17 protein-coding genes are annotated in these 20,327 nt (G+C 68.8%); 14 read left to right on the forward strand and 3 right to left on the reverse strand.

The window, feature by feature from the left end; translation table 11 throughout:
• Positions 1-167: 167 nt before the first annotated feature.
• Positions 168-1,631, reverse strand: coding sequence for an amidase (locus MOQ72_RS12765; RefSeq protein WP_242183429.1), 1,464 nt, complete (start codon positions 1,629-1,631; stop codon positions 168-170).
• Positions 1,632-1,814: 183 nt separating this feature from the next.
• On the opposite strand from MOQ72_RS12765, the gene MOQ72_RS12770 reads away from it, so the two are divergent.
• The gene (locus tag MOQ72_RS12770; protein ID WP_242183431.1) at positions 1,815-2,984 is read left to right on the forward strand and encodes an MFS transporter; all 1,170 of its coding nucleotides are present in this window, start codon (positions 1,815-1,817) and stop codon (positions 2,982-2,984) included.
• 166 nt (positions 2,985-3,150) lie between these two features.
• Here the strand turns inward: MOQ72_RS12770 and MOQ72_RS12775 are convergent, their stop codons facing one another.
• Positions 3,151-3,501, reverse strand: a complete 351-nt coding sequence (locus tag MOQ72_RS12775) for an SAM-dependent methyltransferase (protein ID WP_242183433.1) — start codon at positions 3,499-3,501, stop codon at positions 3,151-3,153.
• A gap of 145 nt (positions 3,502-3,646) precedes the next feature.
• Between MOQ72_RS12775 and MOQ72_RS12780 the strand changes: the two genes are divergently transcribed.
• From MOQ72_RS12780 to MOQ72_RS12835, 12 genes are all read left to right on the forward strand, one after another.
• Positions 3,647-4,729 carry an S-(hydroxymethyl)mycothiol dehydrogenase gene (locus MOQ72_RS12780; protein ID WP_372495352.1) on the forward strand — a complete coding sequence of 361 codons (1,083 nt, stop codon included), beginning with the start codon at positions 3,647-3,649 and terminating at the stop codon, positions 4,727-4,729.
• On the forward strand, positions 4,726-5,355 hold the full coding sequence (locus MOQ72_RS12785) for an MBL fold metallo-hydrolase (RefSeq protein WP_242183437.1): 630 nt from the start codon (positions 4,726-4,728) through the stop codon (positions 5,353-5,355). Before MOQ72_RS12780 ends, MOQ72_RS12785 begins: the two co-directional genes overlap by 4 nt.
• A gap of 242 nt (positions 5,356-5,597) precedes the next feature.
• Entirely contained in the window at positions 5,598-6,839 is a 1,242-nt protein-coding gene (locus MOQ72_RS12790; protein WP_242183439.1) for a sensor histidine kinase, read from the forward strand.
• 40 nt (positions 6,840-6,879) lie between these two features.
• Positions 6,880-7,575 carry a response regulator gene (locus MOQ72_RS12795; RefSeq protein ID WP_242183441.1) on the forward strand — a complete coding sequence of 232 codons (696 nt, stop codon included), beginning with the start codon at positions 6,880-6,882 and terminating at the stop codon, positions 7,573-7,575.
• An 80-nt stretch (positions 7,576-7,655) separates the two neighbouring features.
• Complete coding sequence (locus MOQ72_RS12800; protein ID WP_242183444.1) at positions 7,656-8,705, forward strand: Gfo/Idh/MocA family protein; 1,050 nt, start codon at positions 7,656-7,658, stop codon at positions 8,703-8,705.
• A gap of 206 nt (positions 8,706-8,911) precedes the next feature.
• Positions 8,912-11,329: a phosphoketolase family protein gene (locus tag MOQ72_RS12805; RefSeq protein ID WP_242183446.1), complete on the forward strand. Its 2,418-nt coding sequence runs from the start codon at positions 8,912-8,914 to the stop codon at positions 11,327-11,329.
• Positions 11,326-12,417 (forward strand): acetate/propionate family kinase, encoded by a 1,092-nt coding sequence (locus tag MOQ72_RS12810; RefSeq protein WP_242183448.1) that lies wholly within the window; start codon positions 11,326-11,328, stop codon positions 12,415-12,417. The genes MOQ72_RS12805 and MOQ72_RS12810 overlap by 4 nt, the downstream gene beginning before the upstream one ends.
• A 318-nt stretch (positions 12,418-12,735) precedes the next feature.
• Entirely contained in the window at positions 12,736-13,620 is an 885-nt protein-coding gene (gene ehuB, locus MOQ72_RS12815) for an ectoine/hydroxyectoine ABC transporter substrate-binding protein EhuB (protein ID WP_242183451.1), read from the forward strand.
• Positions 13,621-13,644: 24 nt separating this feature from the next.
• Positions 13,645-14,349: an ectoine/hydroxyectoine ABC transporter permease subunit EhuC gene (gene ehuC, locus MOQ72_RS12820; RefSeq protein ID WP_242183454.1), complete on the forward strand. Its 705-nt coding sequence runs from the start codon at positions 13,645-13,647 to the stop codon at positions 14,347-14,349.
• Positions 14,346-15,002, forward strand: coding sequence for an ectoine/hydroxyectoine ABC transporter permease subunit EhuD (gene ehuD / locus MOQ72_RS12825; RefSeq protein WP_242183456.1), 657 nt, complete (start codon positions 14,346-14,348; stop codon positions 15,000-15,002). The genes ehuC and ehuD overlap by 4 nt, the downstream gene beginning before the upstream one ends.
• A 10-nt stretch (positions 15,003-15,012) precedes the next feature.
• Positions 15,013-15,771: an ectoine/hydroxyectoine ABC transporter ATP-binding protein EhuA gene (gene ehuA, locus MOQ72_RS12830; RefSeq protein ID WP_242183715.1), complete on the forward strand. Its 759-nt coding sequence runs from the start codon at positions 15,013-15,015 to the stop codon at positions 15,769-15,771.
• Between the two features lie 130 nt (positions 15,772-15,901).
• Positions 15,902-17,887 carry an APC family permease gene (locus tag MOQ72_RS12835; protein ID WP_242183461.1) on the forward strand — a complete coding sequence of 662 codons (1,986 nt, stop codon included), beginning with the start codon at positions 15,902-15,904 and terminating at the stop codon, positions 17,885-17,887.
• A 177-nt stretch (positions 17,888-18,064) separates the two neighbouring features.
• Here the strand turns inward: MOQ72_RS12835 and MOQ72_RS12840 are convergent, their stop codons facing one another.
• Positions 18,065-19,072 carry an LLM class flavin-dependent oxidoreductase gene (locus MOQ72_RS12840; RefSeq protein ID WP_242183463.1) on the reverse strand — a complete coding sequence of 336 codons (1,008 nt, stop codon included), beginning with the start codon at positions 19,070-19,072 and terminating at the stop codon, positions 18,065-18,067.
• A 348-nt stretch (positions 19,073-19,420) separates the two neighbouring features.
• Between MOQ72_RS12840 and MOQ72_RS12845 the strand changes: the two genes are divergently transcribed.
• Positions 19,421-20,206 carry a hypothetical protein gene (locus MOQ72_RS12845; RefSeq protein ID WP_242183465.1) on the forward strand — a complete coding sequence of 262 codons (786 nt, stop codon included), beginning with the start codon at positions 19,421-19,423 and terminating at the stop codon, positions 20,204-20,206.
• The last annotated feature ends 121 nt before the right edge of the window (positions 20,207-20,327 follow it).

Here is a 20,327-nt window from a genome sequence, read left to right on the forward strand (position 1 = left end):
CCCTCACCCCAGCCGCCTAGCCTTGTGCCACATCACCCAAGACCCACCAGCGACAAACCAACCGAGACACGACAACCGGGTTACCCGGTCGAAGGTGCCCTTCACTCCTCACCTGAATGGGGTCGTGAGTGCGTGGCCGGGTTGGAGCCCGGTTGTGCACTCACGACTTAGCGGAGTAGGGGTGGGAGGACTCGGTGGGTCCAGTCGGTGGCGCGTTCGTAGGCGTGGGCCAGTTGCAGCAGGGGCCATTCGGCGTGGTTCCGGCCGATCAGCTGGACGCCCATCGGCAGCCCCGCGTCGTTGAAACCGACCGGTAGGTTGACGATCGGCAGTCCGGACAGCGTCCACGGGGCGACCGTCTCCATCCACCGGTGGTAGGTGTCCATCGACCGGCCGTCGATCTGCCGCGGCCAGCGCTGATCCGCGTCGAACGGGAACACCTGCGCGCTTGGCGCGAGCAGGAAGTCGTAGTCGTCGAACAGCTGGTACGCCGCGGCGTACCACTCGTCGCGGCCGTCGAGGGCGCGCGAGATGTCCGCCGCGGTGAGCCGCTGGTAGCCCTCGATCTCGAAGATCAGCTCGGGTTTGAGCAGTTCGCGGGCGGCCGGGTCGGCGTACTGGTCGACGTGGTTGCGCCCGACCATCCAGGACCGCCACAGCAGGAAGGTCTCCCACGCCTGCTCGATGGGCAGCCGCTGGGACACCGGCTCGACCGTGCAGCCGATGTCGGCGAAGGCGCCGAAGGAGTCGGCGCACTGGTCCAGCACGCCCGCTTCGGTGGCCAGGTATCCGTCGAAGTCGCCGATCCAACCGATTCGGGTGCCTTCGAAGTTGCGTTCCAGGCGACCGGTGAACAGCTCCGGGTCCTGCTCGATGCTCAGCGGCGCGCCCGCATCCGGACCGGCCATGGTGGACAGCAGCATCGCCACGTCGCGCACCGTCCGCCCCATCGGGCCGACCACGGAAGGCTTGCTCACGAAACCTTCGGACGGGACGCGCCCGAAACTCGGCCGCAGCGAGACGAGATTGCCCCAGGCGGCCGGATTGCGCAGCGACCCCATGAAGTCGCTGCCATCGGCGACCGGAAGCATCCGCAAGGCCAGCGCGGATCCGGCGCCGCCGCTGCTGCCGCCCGCGCTGCGGGTGGTGTCGTAGGCGTTGAGCGTGGTGCCGAACACCGAGTTGAAGGTGTGCGAGCCCAGGCCGAACTCGGGGACGTTGGTCTTGCCGATGACGATCGCACCGGCCGCCCGCATCCGCCGCACGTGCAGTTCGTCGGTCGTCGCGATCGATTCGGCGTGGATCGGCGAGCCCTTGGTGGTGGGGAATCCGCAGACGTCGGAGAGGTCCTTGACCGCGATCGGGAATCCGTGCATCCACCCGGCGTGGTCGCCGCGGTCGAGCTCCCGGTCGCGCTGCCGGGCCTGGTCGATGAGCGCGGCCTCGTCGGCGCGGGAGATGATCGCGTTCACCGCCGGGTTGAACCGGTCGATGTGCCCGAGATAGGTCTCCAGCACCTCGACGCAGGAGATCTCCCGGCGGCGGATCAGCCAGGACAGCTCCACCGCGTCCAGCAGCACCAGGTCGGGGATCTGCGATGCGGGAAGTCCGGCACCCGGTGCCACGGCCACGCTGTCCTCCTGTTGTCGATCAACTTCTGTTGACCATTGCTCCTCCGTGGGCCCGACGTCAACCCGCAGTACGACAGCGGGTGGAGTTGTGCGGAGCGGGCAGAGGCGTACGTCACGTTAGCGTTGCTAAAAACTATCCGGCTTCCCACGCTGGTAAGACCACCACACCGATAGGAGGGGCGGATGCCCGCAGTGGCAGTTGCCGGGCAACGTCCGCGGACCATCGGGGTTCCGCGGGTGCTGTCGTCGGTTGCTGCGGTTGTCACGGTCGGGGTGTTCCCGGTCTTCCTCGTCGGTGGCCTCGGCGTGCAGTTGCAGCAGGACCTCGGCTTCGGTGCTGCGCTGCTGGGCGTGGCGGCGGCTGGTTTCTTCGGCGTCGCGTCCGCCTCGTCCCGGACGATGGGCTGGCTGGTCGAGCGGATCGGCGCGCGGGCGGGTATGCGGATCGGCGTGCTGGGCAGTTCGCTTTGCCTTTTCGGTCTGGCCGTCGCGCCGAACGCTGCCTGGTTGCTGGGTCTGCTGTGGGTGGCCGGACTGCCCAACTCGCTGGCTCAGCCCGCATCGAATCTGCTCATCGCGCAAGGCATTCCGGCGGACCGCCGGGGCATGGGCTTCGGTGTCAAGCAGTCCTCGATCCCGGCCGCGACCCTGCTGGCGGGGGTCGCGGTGCCCGCTGTGGCGCTGACCGTCGGCTGGCGCTGGGTGTTCGTGATCGCCGGGGCGCTGGGCCTGGTTGCCGCCTTCTCGGTGCCGCGACTGCCCGCGGCCGAGCGGTCCGCGACCAGCCGCACCGAGACGAGCGGTCGGAACGCGGGTCGGGGTGCGCTGTTGCTGTTGGCGATCTCCGGCGGCTTGGGCTCGGCCGCGGCCAACGCGTTGGGCGCTTTCGTCACCACCACCGCTGTCGAGGTCGGGTTCAGCCCGTCGGCGGCCGGGTTGGTGCTGTCGCTGGGTTCGGCGACGGGGCTGGTGATCCGGTTGTGCGCGGGTGTGCTGGCCGATCGCAAGAACCCGAACCTGGTGCGGATGATCACCGCGATGCTGCTGATCGGTTCGATCGGCTTCGGGCTGATGGCAGTGGACTCACCGGCGGTGTTCCTGATCGGGGTGTCCGTCGGGTTCGGTGCGGGCTGGGCCTGGCCGGGACTGCTGAACTTCGCGGTCGCCAAGCTCGCGCCCGACCGGGTCGCGAGCGCCACTTCGTTCACGCAGACCGGTATCTACCTGGGCGGCAGCCTCGGGCCGCTGCTGTTCGGCGTCTTCGCCGAGCACGCGGGCCTGGCGGGTGCCTGGCTGGCCGCCGGAATCGCGGCGATCATCGCGGGCATCCTCCTGCTGTTCATCCGCCGCTGAGTCCCGTCGCCGCCACGCCGAGCGCCGTGGCGGCGTCCCAAATTTCTAAGAGTCATACGTAAGTCGGGGATCCCGGAGTCGAGAAAGCCTCTGGGGTTCCGCTACCCGCACCGCCACGCAACCCAATCCGCGCGCTCTTAAATTTGGGAACCGGAATCCGGCGAGGTCAGTGCTTGCGGGCCACCCCGCCGTAGAGCAGGTGGTAGTCGCGGTCCGTGCCGACTTGGCCGGGTTCGGGGCGCCAGTCCGCCAGGTAGGCCGCGCCCGGTGGCAGGATCTCGAAGTCGCCGAACAGTTCCTCGATCCAACCGGTCTCCCGCGGATGGATCGGGTCGGAGGTCTCGGCGTAGCGCTGCGCGAGGATGCGCATCGCGCCCGGATCATGGCTGCCGGTCAGGTGCGAGACCACCAGGTGGCTACCCGGCACCACCGCGTCCCGATAGGTCTCGACCAGCGCGAGCGGTTCGTCGGAGTCGGGGACGAAGTGCAGCACCGCTGCCAGCAGCGTGTCGACCATCCTCGTCCTCCCCCGTCGTACCGGAATCGTACAGTAGTCATTTGGTAACTCTCCGTGCTTGTGAAATGATCGGCGCTGCTCTTGCTGATGGTCATGCGCGCATATGACGATGGTGTCCTCAACTAACAATCTGCTGGAGGTGCTCGTGGCCGACGTTCGCGCGGTGGTGGCGACCGGGAAGGGAAAACCGGTCGAGGTGGTGACCATCAACGTCCCGGATCCGGGACCAGGTGAGGCCGTGGTGCAGGTGCAGGCGTGCGGGGTGTGCCACACGGATCTGCACTACCGCGAGGGCGGCATCAGCGATGAGTACCCGTTCCTGCTCGGCCACGAGGCCGCCGGGGTGGTCGAAGCGGTCGGTGAGGGCGTGCAGGACGTGCAGCCCGGCGACTTCGTGATCCTCAACTGGCGCGCGGTGTGCGGGGTGTGCCGGGCCTGCAAACGAGGTCGGCCGCAGTACTGCTTCAACACGCACAACGCGAAGCAGCCGATGACGCTCGAAGGCACGCCGCTGTCGCCCGCCCTGGGCATCGGCGCGTTCGCGGAGAAGACGCTGGTGCACGCGGGGCAGTGCACCAAGGTGGACCCCTCGGCGAGCCCGGCGGTCGCCGGGTTGCTGGGTTGCGGTGTGATGGCCGGGATCGGTGCCGCGGTCAACACGGGCAACGCCGGGCCGGGCGACACCGTCGCGGTGCTCGGCTGCGGTGGCGTCGGCGACGGCGCGATCGCCGGGGCGAGCATGGCCGGTGCGCGCCGGATCATCGCGGTCGACACCGACCCGAAGAAGCTGCAGTGGGCCCGGCAGTTCGGCGCCACGCACACCGTCAATGCCAGCGAGACCGACAGCGTCGAGGCGATCCGCGAGCTCACCGGCGGCTTCGGCGCCGATCTGGTGGTGGACGCGGTCGGTCGGCCCGAGACGTTCAAGCAGGCGTTCTACGCGCGTGATCTCGCGGGCACCGTGGTGCTGGTCGGGGTCCCCACCCCGGAGATGAAGCTGGAACTGCCGCTGCTGGACGTCTTCGGTCGCGGTGGCGCGGTGAAGTCCAGCTGGTACGGCGACTGCCTGCCGGAACGCGACTTCCCGATGCTGATCGAGCTCTACCAGCAGGGCCGCCTGCCGTTGGAGAAGTTCGTCAGCGAGGAGATCGCGCTGGACCAGGTGGAGCAGGCGTTCGAGAAGATGCACCGCGGCGAGGTGCTGCGTTCGGTGGTGATCTTCGGATGACGCTGCGCATCGACCACGCGACCACGTCGGGCACGTTCTCGCTGGACGGCCAGACCTTCGACGTGGACAACAACGCGTGGGTGGTCGGCGACGACCAGGAGTGCGTGGTCATCGACGCGCCGCACGACGTCGACGCGATCCGCGGGTTGGTCGGGGACCGCCGGGTGCTGGCGGTGCTGTGCACCCACGCCCACGACGACCACGTGCGCAAAGCGCCGGAATTGGCCGATGCCGTCGGGGCGCCGCTGTTCCTGCACCCCGACGACATGGTGCTGTGGAACCTGACCCACCCGGACCGCAAGCCCGACCGGGAACTTGCCGACGGCCAAGTGGTCGAGGTCGGCGGCACCGGCCTGCGGGTGCTGCACACCCCCGGCCACGCGCCGGGTGCCGTCTGCTTCTACTCGCCGGAGCTGGGCGTGGTGTTCACCGGGGACACGTTGTTCGCCGGCGGGCCGGGTGCCACCGGCCGGTCCTATTCGGACTTCGACGTGATCGTGGCGTCGATCCGGGACCGGCTGCTGCCGCTGCCGGAGGCCACCGAAGTCCGGCCCGGACACGGCGAGAGCACCACGATCGGCGCGGTCCGCCCGCAGTTCGACGAGTGGGTCGCCCGCGGATATTGACCGTTCCCGGCCCGGCGTCGGTGGTGGACAGGTAGGTTCGCCGCTACGACTTTCGCCGGATGAAGTGCGTCGGCGGCGGGTACATGATCTCCGCTGCCCGTCGTCGACGACGCGCCGGTGACGGGTGGTTGGCGCGCTGCGGACATCGGTCACCCCGAAACCGGTGTCCGCGGCGCCGGTTCGCGGGTGGTGCTCCTGGGCGACCCGCGCAAGCCCGTTGGGACACGCTCTAGGCAGGTTCGATGGTCGATCACGCACTTGGTCGTGCCGCTGTCCCGCAGTCGCGGACGGGCTTGCTGGCTCGGGTCACCATGCACCGCGCCGTGCTCGGCGATCTCACCTTCGTAGTGGTGCTTTCGGTGCTGCACGGCTTCGCCCTGTCCATCGGCGAGCATCCGCCGTGGATCGACTGGTGGTGGCCGTTGCTGGTGAGCGTGCCAGCCACCGCGCTGTTGATGCTGCGGCGGTGGGCCCCGTGGCTGGTGCTGTTCGCACAGCTGGCGGTCACCGTCGGTCTCACCGTGTTCAAACTGGACATCGGTGGGCTCAACCTGGTGATCCTGGTCGCGATCTACTCGGTCTGCGTGCGCGGCTCGCTGAAGGCGGCGGTGGTCGCCGCGACGATCGCGATGGTTTACCCGGTCAGCGAGATGATCGTTTACGACATGTCGCCGGTGGAGGGCCTGCTGCGGATCTCCGGCGCGGTGGTGAACCTGGTGATGGTGGTCGGCTGGGCGCGCGCGATGCAGATCGGCCGCCGACGCGCCGCGCAGCTGGAACAGACCATGACCATGCTCGACGAGGCGCGCGATCAACTCGCCGCGGACGCGGCGGCCATCGAACGAGCCCGCATCGCTCGCGAGTTCCACGACATCGTGTCGCACAACTTGTCCGTGGTGGCGTTGCGCGCGGGCGTTGCGCGGGCGCTGATCGACCGCGATCAGGACCACGCCCGGCAGACCTTGCAGGAGCTCGAACAGAGTTCCAGGAGCGCGCTGGGGGAGATGCGCAACCTGCTCAACGCGCTGCGCGATCACAGCACGGCGGGCCGGGACCCGATGGACTGGCAACCGACGCCCAGCCTGGACGGGGTGGATGCGCTGGTCGCTTCGGTGCGCGGTCCGCACGTGGAGTGGAAGCTCGACCGGCGGGGTCAGGTCCGCGAGCTCAGTTCCGGGGTCGAGATGACGGCGTACCGGATCGTGCAGGAGGCCATGACCAACGTGCTCAAGCACGCGGGCGCGGGGCGGGCGCGGGTGCTGCTGGACTACGGACCTGCCGCGCTGCGGATCGAGGTGACCAATCGGATCAGCGGGGTGGACGCGGTGGGAGGCCGAGCGGTCTCCCAACCGTCGGGACATGGGCTGATCGGGCTGCGGGAACGCGTTGCGCTGCTAGGCGGAACCTTGACGGCACACCCAATCATGAACGGTTTTCATCTTGAAGCCGTGCTACCGTGCGCGGAAAATTCGGACCTGGCCTGAATCGAAATTCGGGCCACCCGGATCGAGGAGGCCCGGCCGCGTGGAAACTGCTGACACGACCGTCCTGGTAGCCGACGACCAAGCGATGATCCGCGCGGGACTGGTGGCCCTGCTGTCCAACGAACCGGGGCTGCGGGTGCTGGCCGAAGCCGCCGATGGCGACGCGGCAGTGGCCGCGGTGCGCCGCCGTCGTCCCGACGTGGTCCTGATGGACGTGCGGATGCCGGGCAAGGACGGCATCGCGGCGGCCCGCGAGATCGTCGCGGAGACCGACGGCGAGACCGCGGTGATCATGCTTACCGTGCACGACCTCGACGAGTACGTCTACGCCGCGTTGCGCGCCGGTGCCAGCGGTTTCCTGCTCAAGGACGCCACCCCGGAAGACCTGGTCAAGGCCGTGCACACGGTCGCCGACGGGGATGCCCTGATCGCGCCGCGGGTCACCAAGCGGCTGTTGCAGCGCTTCGCCGCGCTCGGCGTCCGGGATGCGCGCAGCGAGCTCAGCGCCCTGACCGAGCGGGAGTTGGACGTGCTGCTGGAAGTCGCCCGCGGCGGTTCGAACGCCGAGATCGCCCGCAACCTCGGGTTGGCGGAGCTGACCGTCAAGTCGCACCTCTACCACGTGATGCAGAAGCTGCACCTCAACTCGCGCACCCAGTTGGTGATCACCGCCTACGAGACCGGGCTGGTCTCGCCGGGCCAAACCGGCAGGCGACCGCGCCGCGCCTCGGCGTAGTGGGCGATTTCGCGCGAAATCGCCCCGGTACCGGTGACGCCAAGGCGGGTGCCGGTCGTCGGACGAGCTCTAATGGGGACATGAGTTCTGCACTGCGAGTCGGACTTGTCGGCTATGGCGTTGGTGGCGCCTTCTTCCACGCACCGCTGATCGCTGCCCACCCATCGCTGCGGTTGGCTGCGGTCGTCACCGCGAATCCCGAGCGGCAGCAGCAGGTGCGCGCCGCCCATCCCGAGACCGCGGTGCTCGACGACGTGGACGCCCTGCTGGACCGCGAGCTCGATCTCGCGGTGATCGCCAGCCCGAACCGCACCCACGTCGAGTTGGCGACCGCCGCACTGGACGCTGGCCTGCCGGTCGTGGTGGACAAGCCGTTCACGCCCACGGCGGTGGAGGGTCGGCGGCTGATCGAGCACGCCGCGGCCAAGGATCTGATGCTGACGGTGTTCCAGAACCGGCGGTGGGACAGCGACATGCGCACGGTGCGCAGTCTGCTGGACGCCGGTGAACTGGGCCGGGTGCACCGCTTCGAATCGCGGTTCGAGCGGTGGTCGCCGACGCCGAAGCCGACCTGGCGGGATTCCGGCGGCGCCGAGGACGTCGCGGGAGTGCTCTACGACCTGGGCAGCCACTTGATCGACCAGGCTCTGCAGCTGTTCGGGCCGGTTGCGGCGGTCTACGCCGAGATCGACTGCCGACGACCGGAGGTGCGGGCCGACGACGATTCGTTCGTCGCGCTCACCCACGCCAACGGAGTGCGCTCGCACCTGTGGATGAGCAAGCTCGCCGCGCAGCAGGGACCGCGCTTCCGCGTGCTCGGGGATGCCGCCACGTTCACCAAGTACGGCCTCGACCCGCAGGAAGCAGAGTTGCGCGCCGGTCGCCGACCTACCGACGACACCTGGGGCCGGGAGCCGGAGGAGTCGTGGGGAGTCCTGGGCGTCGGCGACGAACTCCGCCGGGTGCCCAGCGAAGCGGGCAACTACCTGGCGTTCTACGACGGAGTCGTCGCAGCGCTGCGCGACGGCGCTCCGCCCCCGGTCGACCCCGCGGACGCCGTGGCAGCGCTGGACGTGATCTCGGCGGCCAGCCGCTCCGCCGCCGAGATCACGGTGGACCGCCTGCTGTAGGCAGCACCGATCTGGACATACATAAGTCGGGGATCCCGCAGTCGAGAAAGCCTCTGAGGTTCCGCTACCCGCACCGCCACGCAAGCCAATCCGCGCACCCTCTTACTCGGTCAAAGGTGCCCTTCACTCCTGGATCCCGTGCCGAGTTGCGAAGCGGCTGTTGCCGCCCACGCTGAAGGGCGAGGTGACGAGGTTGGGGAGCCGGGATGACCAGTGAGACGAGTGCGACCACCGGGGTTAGGTGGACCACTACACCAGCGGTGTCCGAGCACTTGGGCGCGCGGGAACTGGACAGCCTGCAACTGTGGTGGCGGGCCGCGAACTACCTGTCGGTCGGGCAGATCTACCTGATGGACAACCCGTTGCTGCGCGAGCCGCTGCGCCCCGAGCACGTCAAGCCCCGGCTGCTCGGGCACTGGGGCACCACACCGGGGCTGAACTTCATCTACGCGCACCTGAACCGGGCGATCCGGGTGCGGGATCTGGACATGATGTACGTGATCGGACCGGGGCACGGCGGGCCGGGCCTGGTCGCGGCGGCCTGGCTGGAAGGCACCTACAGCGAGATCTACCCGGACGTGGCGCAGGATTACGACGGGCTGCGCCGCCTGGTCACCCAGTTCTCCTTCCCGGGCGGGATTCCCAGCCACGTGGCGCCGGAGACACCGGGTTCGATCCACGAAGGCGGGGAGCTCGGGTACTCGCTGTCGCACGCCTTCGGCGCCGCCTTCGACAATCCGGACCTGATCGTGTCCTGCGTCGTCGGTGACGGCGAGGCCGAGACCGGGCCGCTGGCCACCAGTTGGCACTCCAACAAGTTCCTGGATCCGGCCACCGACGGCGCGGTGCTGCCGATCCTGCACCTCAACGGCTACAAGATCGCCAATCCCACGGTCTTGGCCCGCATCCCGGAAGAGGAACTGCTGGGCATGCTGCGCGGGTTCGGCTACGAGCCGTACCTGGTGTCCGGCTCGGATCCGGGGCCGATGCACCACCTCTTCGCCGCGACGCTGGACCGCTGCCTGGACGAGATCTCCGCGATTCAGCGTCGGGCCCGTCGCGACGGCTGGGTGCAGCGACCGCGGTGGCCGATGATCGTGCTGCGCACCCCGAAGGGCTGGACCGGGCCGGTCGAGGTCGACGGCAAGCAGGTGGAGGGCTCCTGGCGGTCGCACCAGGTGCCGATCTCCGATCCCCGCAACGACCCGGCGCACCTGCGCCAACTGGAGTCCTGGCTGGCCAGCTACGCACCCGGCGAGTTGTTCGAGGCCGACGGCGCGCCGGTGCGGCAGATCAAGGAGCACAACCCCGCGGGCACCCGGCGGATGAGCGACAACCCGCATGCCAACGGCGGGCATCTGCTGCGCGCGTTGCGGTTGCCGGATTTCCGGGACTACGCGGTACGGGTGGACGAGCCGGGTGCCTCGCTCGGCGAGGCCACCAAGGTGCTCGGCGGTTTCCTGCGCGATGCGATGCGCCGCAACGCCGACGAGCGCAACTTCCGGGTCTTCGCGCCGGATGAGAACAACTCCAACCGGCTCAACGCGGTCCTGGAGGCGACGTCGCGGACGTGGGACGCCGAGATCCAACCGGGCGACGACTCGCTGGCCCCGGACGGCCGGGTGATGGAGATCCTCTCCGAGCACACCTGCCAGGGCTGGCTGGAGGGCTACCTGCTCACCGGTCGTCACGGGTTCTTCTCCTGCTACGAGGCGTTCGCGCACATCGTGGACTCGATGGTCAACCAGCACGCCAAGTGGTTGAAGGTCAGCACCCAGCTGGCTTGGCGGCAGCCGATCGCGTCGCTGAACTACCTGTTGACCTCGCACGTCTGGCGGCAGGACCACAACGGTTTCTCGCACCAGGATCCGGGGTTCATCGACCACGTGATGAACAAGAAGGCCGAGGTCGTGCGGATCTACTTGCCGCCCGACGCGAACACGCTGCTCTCGGTGGTCGACCACTGCCTGCGCAGCCGCGACTACATCAACGTGGTGGTGGCCGGTAAGCAGCCCGCGCCGCAGTACCTGGACATGGACTCCGCGATCGTGCACTGCACCAAGGGCATCGGGATCTGGGACTGGGCCAGCAGCGATCAGGACGGCGAGCCGGACGTGGTGATGGCCTGCGCCGGGGACGTGCCGACGATGGAGACGCTGGCCGCGGTCGACCTGCTCCGCCAGCAGTTCCCCGACCTGCGCATCAGGGTGATCAACGTGGTGGACCTGATGCGGTTGCAGGACGAGCGCGAGCACCCGCACGGGCTGTCCGACGCCGAGTTCGACAGCCTCTTCACCCGCGACCGGCCGGTGATCTTCAACTACCACGGCTATCCCTGGCTGATCCACCGGCTGACCTACCGGCGGCACAACCACGACAACATCCACGCCCGCGGCTACAAGGAGGAGGGCACCACGACCACTCCGTTCGACATGTGCGTGCTCAACCAGATCGACCGGTTCAACCTGGCGATCGACGTGATCGACCGGGTGCCGCGGCTGGGCCCGCGCGCGGCCTACGCGCGGGAGGCGTTGAAGTCCAAGCTGATCGAGCACCGGCACTACGTGTCGACGCACGGCGAGGACATGCCGGAGATCCGGGACTGGACCTGGTCGGGGCAATGAGGGTGCTGACGGTGAACGCGGGCTCCAGCAGCCTGAAGCTCGGCCTGCTGGACGACGACGGGGCAGTCGCCGAGCAAACCCTGGAGCGCTGGGAGGGCGGGGCGGAGCCGATCCGCGGGTTCCTCGACGAGCACGGGGCGGACGCCATCGGGCACCGGGTGGTGCACGGCGGCATCCGGATCGTCGCGGCGACAGTGGTCGACGACGAGGTGCTGGCCTACCTCTCGTCGTTGACCGAGCTCGCCCCGCTGCACCAACCGCGCGCCATCGCCGGACTGCGCGCAGCGCGCGACGCCGCGCCGGACACTCCGTCGGTGGCATGCGTGGACACCGCCTTCCACGCTGGGCTTCCGATCGCGGCGGCCACCTACGCGCTGCCTCGGGAGTGGAACCGGAAATGGTCGTTGCGCCGCTACGGGTTCCACGGCCTGTCGCATTCATACGCGGTGGTTCGCGGCGCCGAGCTGGCGGGTGTGCCGCCCCGGCAGGGGCGCGTGCTGTGCTGCCACCTCGGCGCCGGGGCGTCGATGGCGGCGGTGCGCGATGGGCGGTGCGTGGACACGACGATGGGGTTCACCCCGGAAGAGGGCCTGGTGATGAACACCCGCAGCGGCTCGGTCGATCCAGGCCTGCTCGGCTGGTTGCAGACCACGAAAGGCGTTGCGCCACAAGAGTTGTTCGAGGTGTTGGCGAAGCGCTCTGGCCTGGCCGGGCTGTCCGGTACCGGCGGTGACCTGCGCGATGTGCTGGCGGCGCGGGAGAGCGGTGACGTGGACGCGGCGGTGGCCTACGACGTGTACCGGCACAGCCTGGTGCGGCACGCCGGAGCGATGGTCGCGGTGCTCGGTGGCCTGGACCTGCTGGTGTTCACCGGCGGAATCGGGGAACACCAGCCGCTGGTGCGAGCGGCGGTCTGCGGAGCCCTGCGGTTCGCCGGAGCGGCGGTGGATCCGACGCGGAATGCGGAGGCGTCGCAGGACGCCGACATCAGCGCGGTGGGCGCGGCGGTGCGCACGGTGGTGGTGCAGGCCCGCGAAGACCTGGAGATCGCCCACCAAACCCGCGCAGTCCTGGCACCAACCTCCTAGCCCCGCCTCACCTGGGTAGGCCGCTTCCGCGCAGGACTGTGCACTGTGGACGGCCCGCTTAGAGAGGTTGGTCGAGCCGGGTGCGGACGGTGGATTTCGCCGGATCGGAGCTAGGCGGGTTGGGGGGCTGCGGTGTGCCGCTTGGTGCGTTTGCGCTGGTGGTTCGGCAGCTTGCGGGTTTTCGTACCGCTGGGTGGGCCAATCTGGGAGTTACACATTGTCAACAATCTTTGCATTGACAGGCTCAACCGGGCGACCTACCGTCTCTCCCCAATGCATCACTCGAATGGGCGATGCGCGCTAGGGAGGCTTGAACCGATGCGCAGGACCGAAATCTCCCGACGACAGCTGCTCCGCGGCGGCGGTGCGGCCGCGGTGGCCTTACCGGTGGCGGGTTTCCTCGCTGGATGCAGCTTCACCCAGCCCGGTGGCGGACAACCCGCCGGATCCACTTTGGACCAGATCAAGAAGCAGGGCTTCGCCCGCATCGCCATCGCCAACGAACCGCCGTACACGCAGATCAAGCCGGATGGCACGGTGACCGGCGCGGAGCCGGACGTGGTCGCCGCGGTGCTGAAGCGGATGGGAATTCCGGAGATCCAGGGCGTGGTCACGCCGTACGAGTCGATGATCCCCGGTCTCAACGCGAACCGGTGGGACATCATCGCCGCCGGACTGTTCATGAAGCAGTCCCGGTGCAGCCAAATCCTCTACTCCGAACCGGAAATCGTCTCGACGGAGTCGTTCGCGGTACCCGCGGGCAACCCGAAGAACCTGACCAGCGTCGCCGCCGTCAAGGCCGATCCGGCGGTGAAAGTCGCAGTGCTGCCAGGCGGTTTCGAGGACGGCGCGTTGAAGACGCAGAACGTACCGGCCGCCCAGATCGTCAACATCCCCGACGGCCGCAGCGGAATCGAGGCGGTGCAGGCGGGCCGGGCCGACGCGTTCTTCCTGCCGACGCTGTCGCTGAACTCGCTGAAGACCGACGGCATCGACATCACCCCGCCGATCCAGGACGTCCAGCAGACCGGTTCCGGCGCCGGTTTCCGCAAGGCCGACACCGATCTGGTCAACGCCTACGACGAGCAGTTGCGCGCCCTGAAGGCGAGCCCCGAATTCGACCAGATCCTTTCGAAGTGGGGCTTCTCCGCGGACGCGGCCAGGGGAGTGACCCGCGACCAGCTCTGCGCCGTGGCTGGCTGAGCCGGGCGGACGGAGTCCTCACGCATGTCCGAAATCCTGCCGTTCCTGCCGCTGCTGCTCAACGGTCTGCTGATCACCCTCGCGCTCACCGCGGTCGGCATCGTGGTCACCGTCGTGGTGGCCTTCACCGCCGGTCTGTGCCGGATGTCGCGGCACCGCTGGCTGCGTTGGCCAGCCGGGGTGTTCATCGAGGTCTTCCGCGGTACGTCGATGCTGGTCCAGCTGTTCTGGCTGTTCTTCGCGCTGCCGTTCTTCGGTGTGCAACTGGTGCCGTTCGCCGCCGCGGTGCTGGCGCTCGGGCTCAACGAAGGCGCTTACGGCGCGGAGATCGTGCGCGGCGCGATCACCGCTTTGCCGCGCGGTCAGCGGGAAGGCGCGATCGCGCTGAGCCTGACCCCGTACCAGCGGATGCGGTACGTGATCCTGCCGCAGGCGATTCCGGCGATGATCCCGCCGTTCGGCAACGTCTTCGTCGACCTGCTGAAGAACACCTCGCTGGTGTCCCTGGTGACCGTCGCGGATCTGACCTTCCGCGCGCAGATGGTGCGCGCGACCACCGGCGCCACCGCGGCGGTGTTCGGCACCATCCTGGTGCTCTACTTCGTTGCGGCGTACGTGCTTTCGCTGGGATCCAACTGGCTTGAACGGCGGATGGATCCGGTGCGGCCCGAGCTGCGCGAAACCCTGTTGCAGCGGATGTTCCGGTCGGGGCGGGTGGCTGGCTCATGATCTGGGACTGGTCCTTCGCGATCAGCATCATCCCGTCCCTTTTGGACGGACTGTGGGTGACGGTCCAAGTCACGCTCATCGGCATGGCGATCGCGCTGGTGCTCGGCCTGGTGCTGGCCGTGGTGCGGTTCTCCGACGTGCCGGTGCTGAGTCGGCTCTTCGGCTTCTTCATCCTGTTCGTCCGGGGCACGCCGTTGCTCGTGCAGGCGTACTTCGCCTTCTACGTGCTGCCCAACTTCGGCGTGCAGTTCTCGCCGCTGGTCACCGGGATCATCGTCATCGGCATCAACTACAGCACCTACACCGCCGAGGTCTACCGCGCGGGCATCCAGAGCGTGCCCGCGGGGCAGTGGGAGGCATCCACCGCGCTGAGCCTTTCCAGTTGGCAGCGCTGGCGATTCGTGGTGCTGCCGCAGGCGGTCCGCGACGTCATCCCGGCGCTGGGCAACTACGTGGTGCAGATGTTCAAGGACTCCGCGATCCTGTCCGCGATCACGGTCTTCGAACTGCTCAGCCACGCGACCGCGATCGGCTCCAGCAGCTACCGCTACCTGGAGCCGCTGACCATCGCCGGGCTGCTGTTCCTGGCGGTCAGCTTGCCCGCCGCGAAGCTGATCAAACGATTGGAGCTGCGCCTTGCGCACCCGAGATGACGACCAGCCGATGATCTCGTTCTCCGGCGTGGGGAAGTCCTTCGGCAGCAACCACGTGCTGCGCGAACTCGATCTCAGCGTCGCCGCCGGGGAGAAGGTCTCCATCATCGGCCCCAGCGGCTCCGGGAAGACCACCATCCTGCGGCTGCTCATGACGCTGGAGCAGCCGGACAGCGGACTCGTCGAGGTCGACGGCGAGCCGCTGTGGGACTGCCGGGCTGGCACGCCCGCGGCCGACACCAGGCAGCAGGCGGCGGTGCGTCGCAAGATCGGCATGGTCTTCCAGCACTTCAACCTGTTCCCGCACATGACCGTGCTGAACAACGTGACGCTGTCGCCGATCCAGGTGCTGGGGATGAACCGGCAGGAGGCGGAGCAACGCGCCGTGGACCTGCTGCAGATGGTGGGGCTCGACAAGCACCTCGGGCACAAACCGGGGCAGCTCTCCGGCGGCCAGCAGCAGCGCGTGGCGATCGCCCGCGCCCTGGCGATGCGGCCGAAGGTGATGCTCTTCGACGAGGTCACCTCGGCTCTCGACCCCGAGCTGATCGGCGAGGTGCTCAGCGTCATCCGCGACCTGGCGCACACCACGGCCATGACGATGCTGCTGGTTACCCACGAAATGCGCTTCGCCGAGGAGATCTCCGACCGGGTCCTGATGTTCGACTCCGGTGCCGTGGTCGAATCGGGACCTCCGTCGACGATCTTCCAGGACCCGCAGCACGAACGAACCCAACGCTTCCTGAAGGCAGTCCTGGAACGCAAGTAGCGGCCCCCGGCCACAGCACCCGGTCGGGTGGTGCCGCGCAATTTCTCGCGAAATCGCGCCGGGTCGCCTCGGGCCGCGGGCCGGGCGATGATCTCGGGTGTGACCGCGGAAAGCCGCCTAGCCTGGGGTTATGGCTTCCGCGGTGGAGGTGTTCAAGCGGTTGGTGCTGGGGCGTCCGGTCCGCAGCGACCGGCTGGGGGAGACGCTGCTGCCGAAGCGGCTCGCACTGCCGATCTTCGCCAGTGACCCGCTGTCCTCGGTCACCTATGCGACCCAGGAGATCCTGCTGATCCTGTCGCTCGGCGGGCTGGCGGTGCTGCACCTGACGCCGTGGGTGGCGCTGGCCGTCGTGGTGCTGCTCGCCGTGGTGGTGGCGTCGTACTGGCAGGTCGTGCACGCCTATCCCAGCGGCGGCGGTTCCTACGAGGTGGTGGCGCGCAACCTGGGCCGCGACCCGAGCTTGGTGGTGGCCGCCGCGCTGATGGTGGACTACGTGATGACGGTGTCGGTGTCGGTCGCGGCAGGTGTCGACAACCTCGTGTCCGCGGTGCCGCAGCTGTACCCGGAACGGGTGTGGATCGGCATCGCCGTCGTGGTGCTGCTGATGGCGATGAACCTGCGCGGCACGCGCGAGTCCGGCCGGGCGTTCGCGGTACCGACCTACCTGTTCGTCGCAGCGATCGGGCTGACCACCGTGGTCGGGCTGGCGCAGACCGCCGCCGGGAATCCGCCGATCGCGGAGAGCGCGGGCTGGGGCATCCGACCCGAGGAGGTCGACCTGACCGGACTGGCCCTGGTCTTCCTGCTGCTGCGCGCGTTCTCCTCCGGCTGCACGGCGTTGACCGGCGTCGAGGCGATCTCCAACGGGGTGCCCGCGTTCCGGCGGCCGAAGGACGTCAACGCCGGTCGCACCATGATCATCATGGGCGCGCTGGCGATCTTCCTGTTCAGCGGGGTGACCGCGCTGGCGTTGATCTCCGGGGTGCACGTCGCCAACAGCCCCTGCGATCTGATCGGCTTCCCGGCGGACTGCCACAGCACCGGGCAGCGCACCGTCATCGCGCAGGTCGCGGGCGCGGTGTTCGGCACGAACAGCGTGCTGTTCTTCGTCGTGCAGGCCGGTGCGGCGCTGATCCTGCTGCTGGCCGCGAACACCGCCTTCAACGGTTTCCCGATGCTCGGGTCGCTGCTCGCGCAGCGCCGGTACCTGCCGCGCCAGCTGCACACCCGCGGCGACCGGCTGGCGCACTCGAACGGCATCGTGTTGCTCGGGTTGGTCGCGATCGTGCTCATCGCGGCCTTCCGCGGCTCGGTGAACGGGCTGATCCAGCTCTACATCGTCGGGGTGTTCACGTCGTTCACGCTGAGCCAGATCGGCATGGTTCGGCACTGGAACCGAGAACTCGTCGACGCCAGCGAGCGGCGTCGCATCCAGCGGTCCAGGTTGATCAACGCGGTCGGCGCTGTCCTGACGGCGACGGTGCTGGTCGTCGTGCTCGCGACCAAGTTCACCCACGGCGCCTACCTGGTGGTGATCGCGATTCCCGCGCTGTTCTTCCTGATGCGGGCCATCCACCGGCACTACGGCGAGGTCCGGCGGGAGCTCGAACCGGAGTTGGGCGGACTCACGCTGCCCAGCAGGGTGCACGCGGTGGTGCTGGTGTCCACATTGCACAAACCGACGTTGCGGGCGCTGGCGTTCGCCAAGGCCAACCGCCCGGACACCCTGACCGCGCTGACGGTGAACGTCGACGACACCGACACGCACGTGCTGCGCAGCGAATGGGAGCGGCACGACATCGACGTCCCGCTGAAGGTCGTCGAGTCGCCGTATCGGGAGGTCACCCGCCCGGTCGTCGACTACATCAAGCGGATCCGCCGCGAGGGCCCGCGCGATCTGGTGTCGGTGTACATCCCGGAATACGTCGTCGGCCGCTGGTGGGAGAACCTGCTGCACAACCAGAGTTCGCTGCGGCTGTCCTGGCGGCTGCGCTTCGAACCCGGTGTCATGGTGGTGAGCGTCCCGTGGCAACTCGACTCCAGCCGCCGCCGCGACGTCGACCGAGCCCAGCACACCCCCGGCCGCATCCGCCGAGGCATCGCCCCACCGACCTGAGCTCTGCCCAGCTGCCAAGTGCCGACCCGGAGTCGCCGGTCATGTCTGGTCTTCGCGCCCGGTCCTGGCAGGTTGATCTGGTTCCACGCCGATGTGGATGGCGGAACTGGCGTGGCCCGCGGCCGCGTCGAAGCGGACTACGCCGAGTTCCGTAATGCGGGAAGTTCTCGGGCGGTGTCAGGGGAGGGGTAGGGCCGCGAGGCGCCGATAGGAGTCGAGGCGGTCCGCTGGGTCGAAGGCCGTGGTGGTCACCAGGATCTCGTCGGCTCCGGTGCGGGCGGTGAGCTCCTTCAGCTCGACTGCGACTTCGTCCGAGGTGCCGAACACGTGGCCTCGCAGCGCGCGCTCGAACTGCGAGCGCTCGCGGTCGGACATCTCCCGCGCCAACACCTGCTCCGGCGGTTCCAGCGGCGGGAACTCGCCGCGCGTGCGGGAGTAGGTGGTCGCCCACGCCTCGGGGATGAGCAGCCGCCGGGCCTGCTCCGCGGTGTCGGCGACCGCGACGGAGCGGGCGACGACCACGTACGGCTGCGCCGCCCACGCCGAGGGCCGGAAGTGTTCGCGGTAGTGCTCGATGGTGCTGAGCATCCGATCGTCACCGTGGGCCGCCGCGATGACCAGCGGCAGTCCGAACTCCGCGGCGGTGTCGGCTCCGGTGCCGGTGGTGAGCAGGAACACCGGAAGCCGCAATCCCTCGGCCGCCACTGCGTGCACCCCGGGGAACTTGTCGGGTCGCCCGGACAGATAGCCGAGCAACTCGGCCAGCTGTTCCCCGAAGTGCTCGGCCGCGTCCTTGTCGCGACCGAGTGCGCGACGGATTCCGCTGGTGAACCCCAGCGAGCGTCCCAGCCCGACGTCGATTCGATCCGGGTACAGCGACCCGAGCACGCCGAACTGCTCGGCGACCACGAGCGGCTGGTGGTTGGGCAGCATGACGCCGCCGGTGCCGACCCGGAGGCGGGTCGTCGCGGCGGCGATGGCGCTGGCGAGCACGGTCGGTGCCGCACCGGCCACGCCGGGCACGCTGTGGTGCTCGGCCACCCAGAACCGGTGGTAACCGAGGGCCTCGACCTGCTGCGCGAAGCGAACGGTCTCCCGCAGAGCCCGCTGCGGACTCTGCCCCTGCCGGGTGTGCGAGCGGTCCAGCACGGAAAGGCGCAAGGTCACACCGATGTCAACGCCCACCCGGCCCCGAGATTCCACGACCAGCCCCGATGAGGCGGAACACACTGGATTTCACGATGCGGAACATCACGTTCGGTCAAGTCAGTCGCCTACAACTGCCAGGCGTTCCACCCAGCTCCAGCTGGTCAGCTCCGGTGCCCAGCACTGAACGTGTTGTGCATCGGCACGGGTCGTTCTCCGTTCGGGTGAGGAGTGAGGGGCACCCGTGACCAAGTAACTGGGTCACAGGTGCCCCTCACCTCGTTCTCATCGGTGTGAACCCGCAGCGATGCCGGTTGCGCGTGACCTCGGCGGCCTGCGGCGTTCGGCCGCATCGCGCACGCGGAGCCGACGTGGCACGTTGATCCGGTGGAGTTGCAGGACGTGGCCCGCGAGCTGTACACCGCCGACCCGGCCGAATTCATCCCGGCCCGCGACCGGCACGCGGCGGCGGCCAGGCAGCGCGGCGACGAACAACTCGCCAACCAGCTCAAGAAACTGCGCAAACCAACGACCGCGGCCTGGGCGGTGAACCTGCTCGCCGCCCGAGAACACCTCGACGCCCTCGTGGAACTCGGCGAACAGCTGCGCTCGGCACAGCGCGAACTGCGCGGCGACGACCTCCGAACCCTGGCCGCCGAACGAACCCGCCTCCTGCGCGAGCTCACCGACCGAGCGGCCGAACTAGCCGCGCAACACGGCCACCCCCTGACCGAACCAACCCGCCAACAGGTTGAACAAACCCTCACCGCGGCGCTCTCGGACCCCGAAGCGGGCCACGCCGCCCAAGCCGGAACCCTCGCCAAACCCCTGGAATACAGCGGTTTCGGCCTCGACGAACTGGCCGCGGCAGCCATCCGCCGCACCGCGACCCGCCCCAAACCCAGCGATCGGCTGCGCGAGCTCCGCGAGCAACTGCGGCACGCCGACGAGCAACTCGGCGAAGCCGACGACTCGGCCGAGCTCGCCGAGCGCTCGCAGCGCGAGGCGGAGCAGCGATGCGAGGAGCTGCGCGACGAGCTTTCGCGCGCGGAGGGCGAGCTGCGCGAGCTCCGCCGCGAGGCGCAAACGGCGCGGCAGCGCCGAACGCGCGCCGAGCGCGAACGCGACGCGCTATCGGAGCGGCTGCGCCGCGCGGAAGCGCGGGAGCGCTGAGCACCGACATCCGCGTAGCGGATGGGTGTTATGTGAAAAGTGGGCTTCACCTGGGTAAAACGCCTACTTATGGTCTACGCCAGGAACCGCTGGACGATCTCGCTCGCGGATGATTCCGGTC

Source organism: Saccharopolyspora soli (assembly GCF_022678645.1).
In the GTDB taxonomy this organism is placed as follows: domain Bacteria; phylum Actinomycetota; class Actinomycetes; order Mycobacteriales; family Pseudonocardiaceae; genus Saccharopolyspora; species Saccharopolyspora soli.

Coding starts and splice junctions, on each gene's coding strand:
- MOQ72_RS12800 (WP_242183444.1), top strand. CDS start 7,656: ATGAGTTCTGCACTGCGAGTCGGACTTGTCGGCTATGGCGTTGGTGGC.
- MOQ72_RS12770 (WP_242183431.1), top strand. CDS start 1,815: ATGCCCGCAGTGGCAGTTGCCGGGCAACGTCCGCGGACCATCGGGGTT.
- ehuC (WP_242183454.1), top strand. CDS start 13,645: ATGTCCGAAATCCTGCCGTTCCTGCCGCTGCTGCTCAACGGTCTGCTG.
- MOQ72_RS12790 (WP_242183439.1), top strand. CDS start 5,598: ATGGTCGATCACGCACTTGGTCGTGCCGCTGTCCCGCAGTCGCGGACG.
- MOQ72_RS12805 (WP_242183446.1), top strand. CDS start 8,912: ATGACCAGTGAGACGAGTGCGACCACCGGGGTTAGGTGGACCACTACA.
- ehuD (WP_242183456.1), top strand. CDS start 14,346: ATGATCTGGGACTGGTCCTTCGCGATCAGCATCATCCCGTCCCTTTTG.
- MOQ72_RS12785 (WP_242183437.1), top strand. CDS start 4,726: ATGACGCTGCGCATCGACCACGCGACCACGTCGGGCACGTTCTCGCTG.
- MOQ72_RS12775 (WP_242183433.1), bottom strand. CDS start 3,501: ATGGTCGACACGCTGCTGGCAGCGGTGCTGCACTTCGTCCCCGACTCC.
- MOQ72_RS12835 (WP_242183461.1), top strand. CDS start 15,902: ATGGCTTCCGCGGTGGAGGTGTTCAAGCGGTTGGTGCTGGGGCGTCCG.
- ehuA (WP_242183715.1), top strand. CDS start 15,013: ATGATCTCGTTCTCCGGCGTGGGGAAGTCCTTCGGCAGCAACCACGTG.
- MOQ72_RS12810 (WP_242183448.1), top strand. CDS start 11,326: ATGAGGGTGCTGACGGTGAACGCGGGCTCCAGCAGCCTGAAGCTCGGC.
- ehuB (WP_242183451.1), top strand. CDS start 12,736: ATGCGCAGGACCGAAATCTCCCGACGACAGCTGCTCCGCGGCGGCGGT.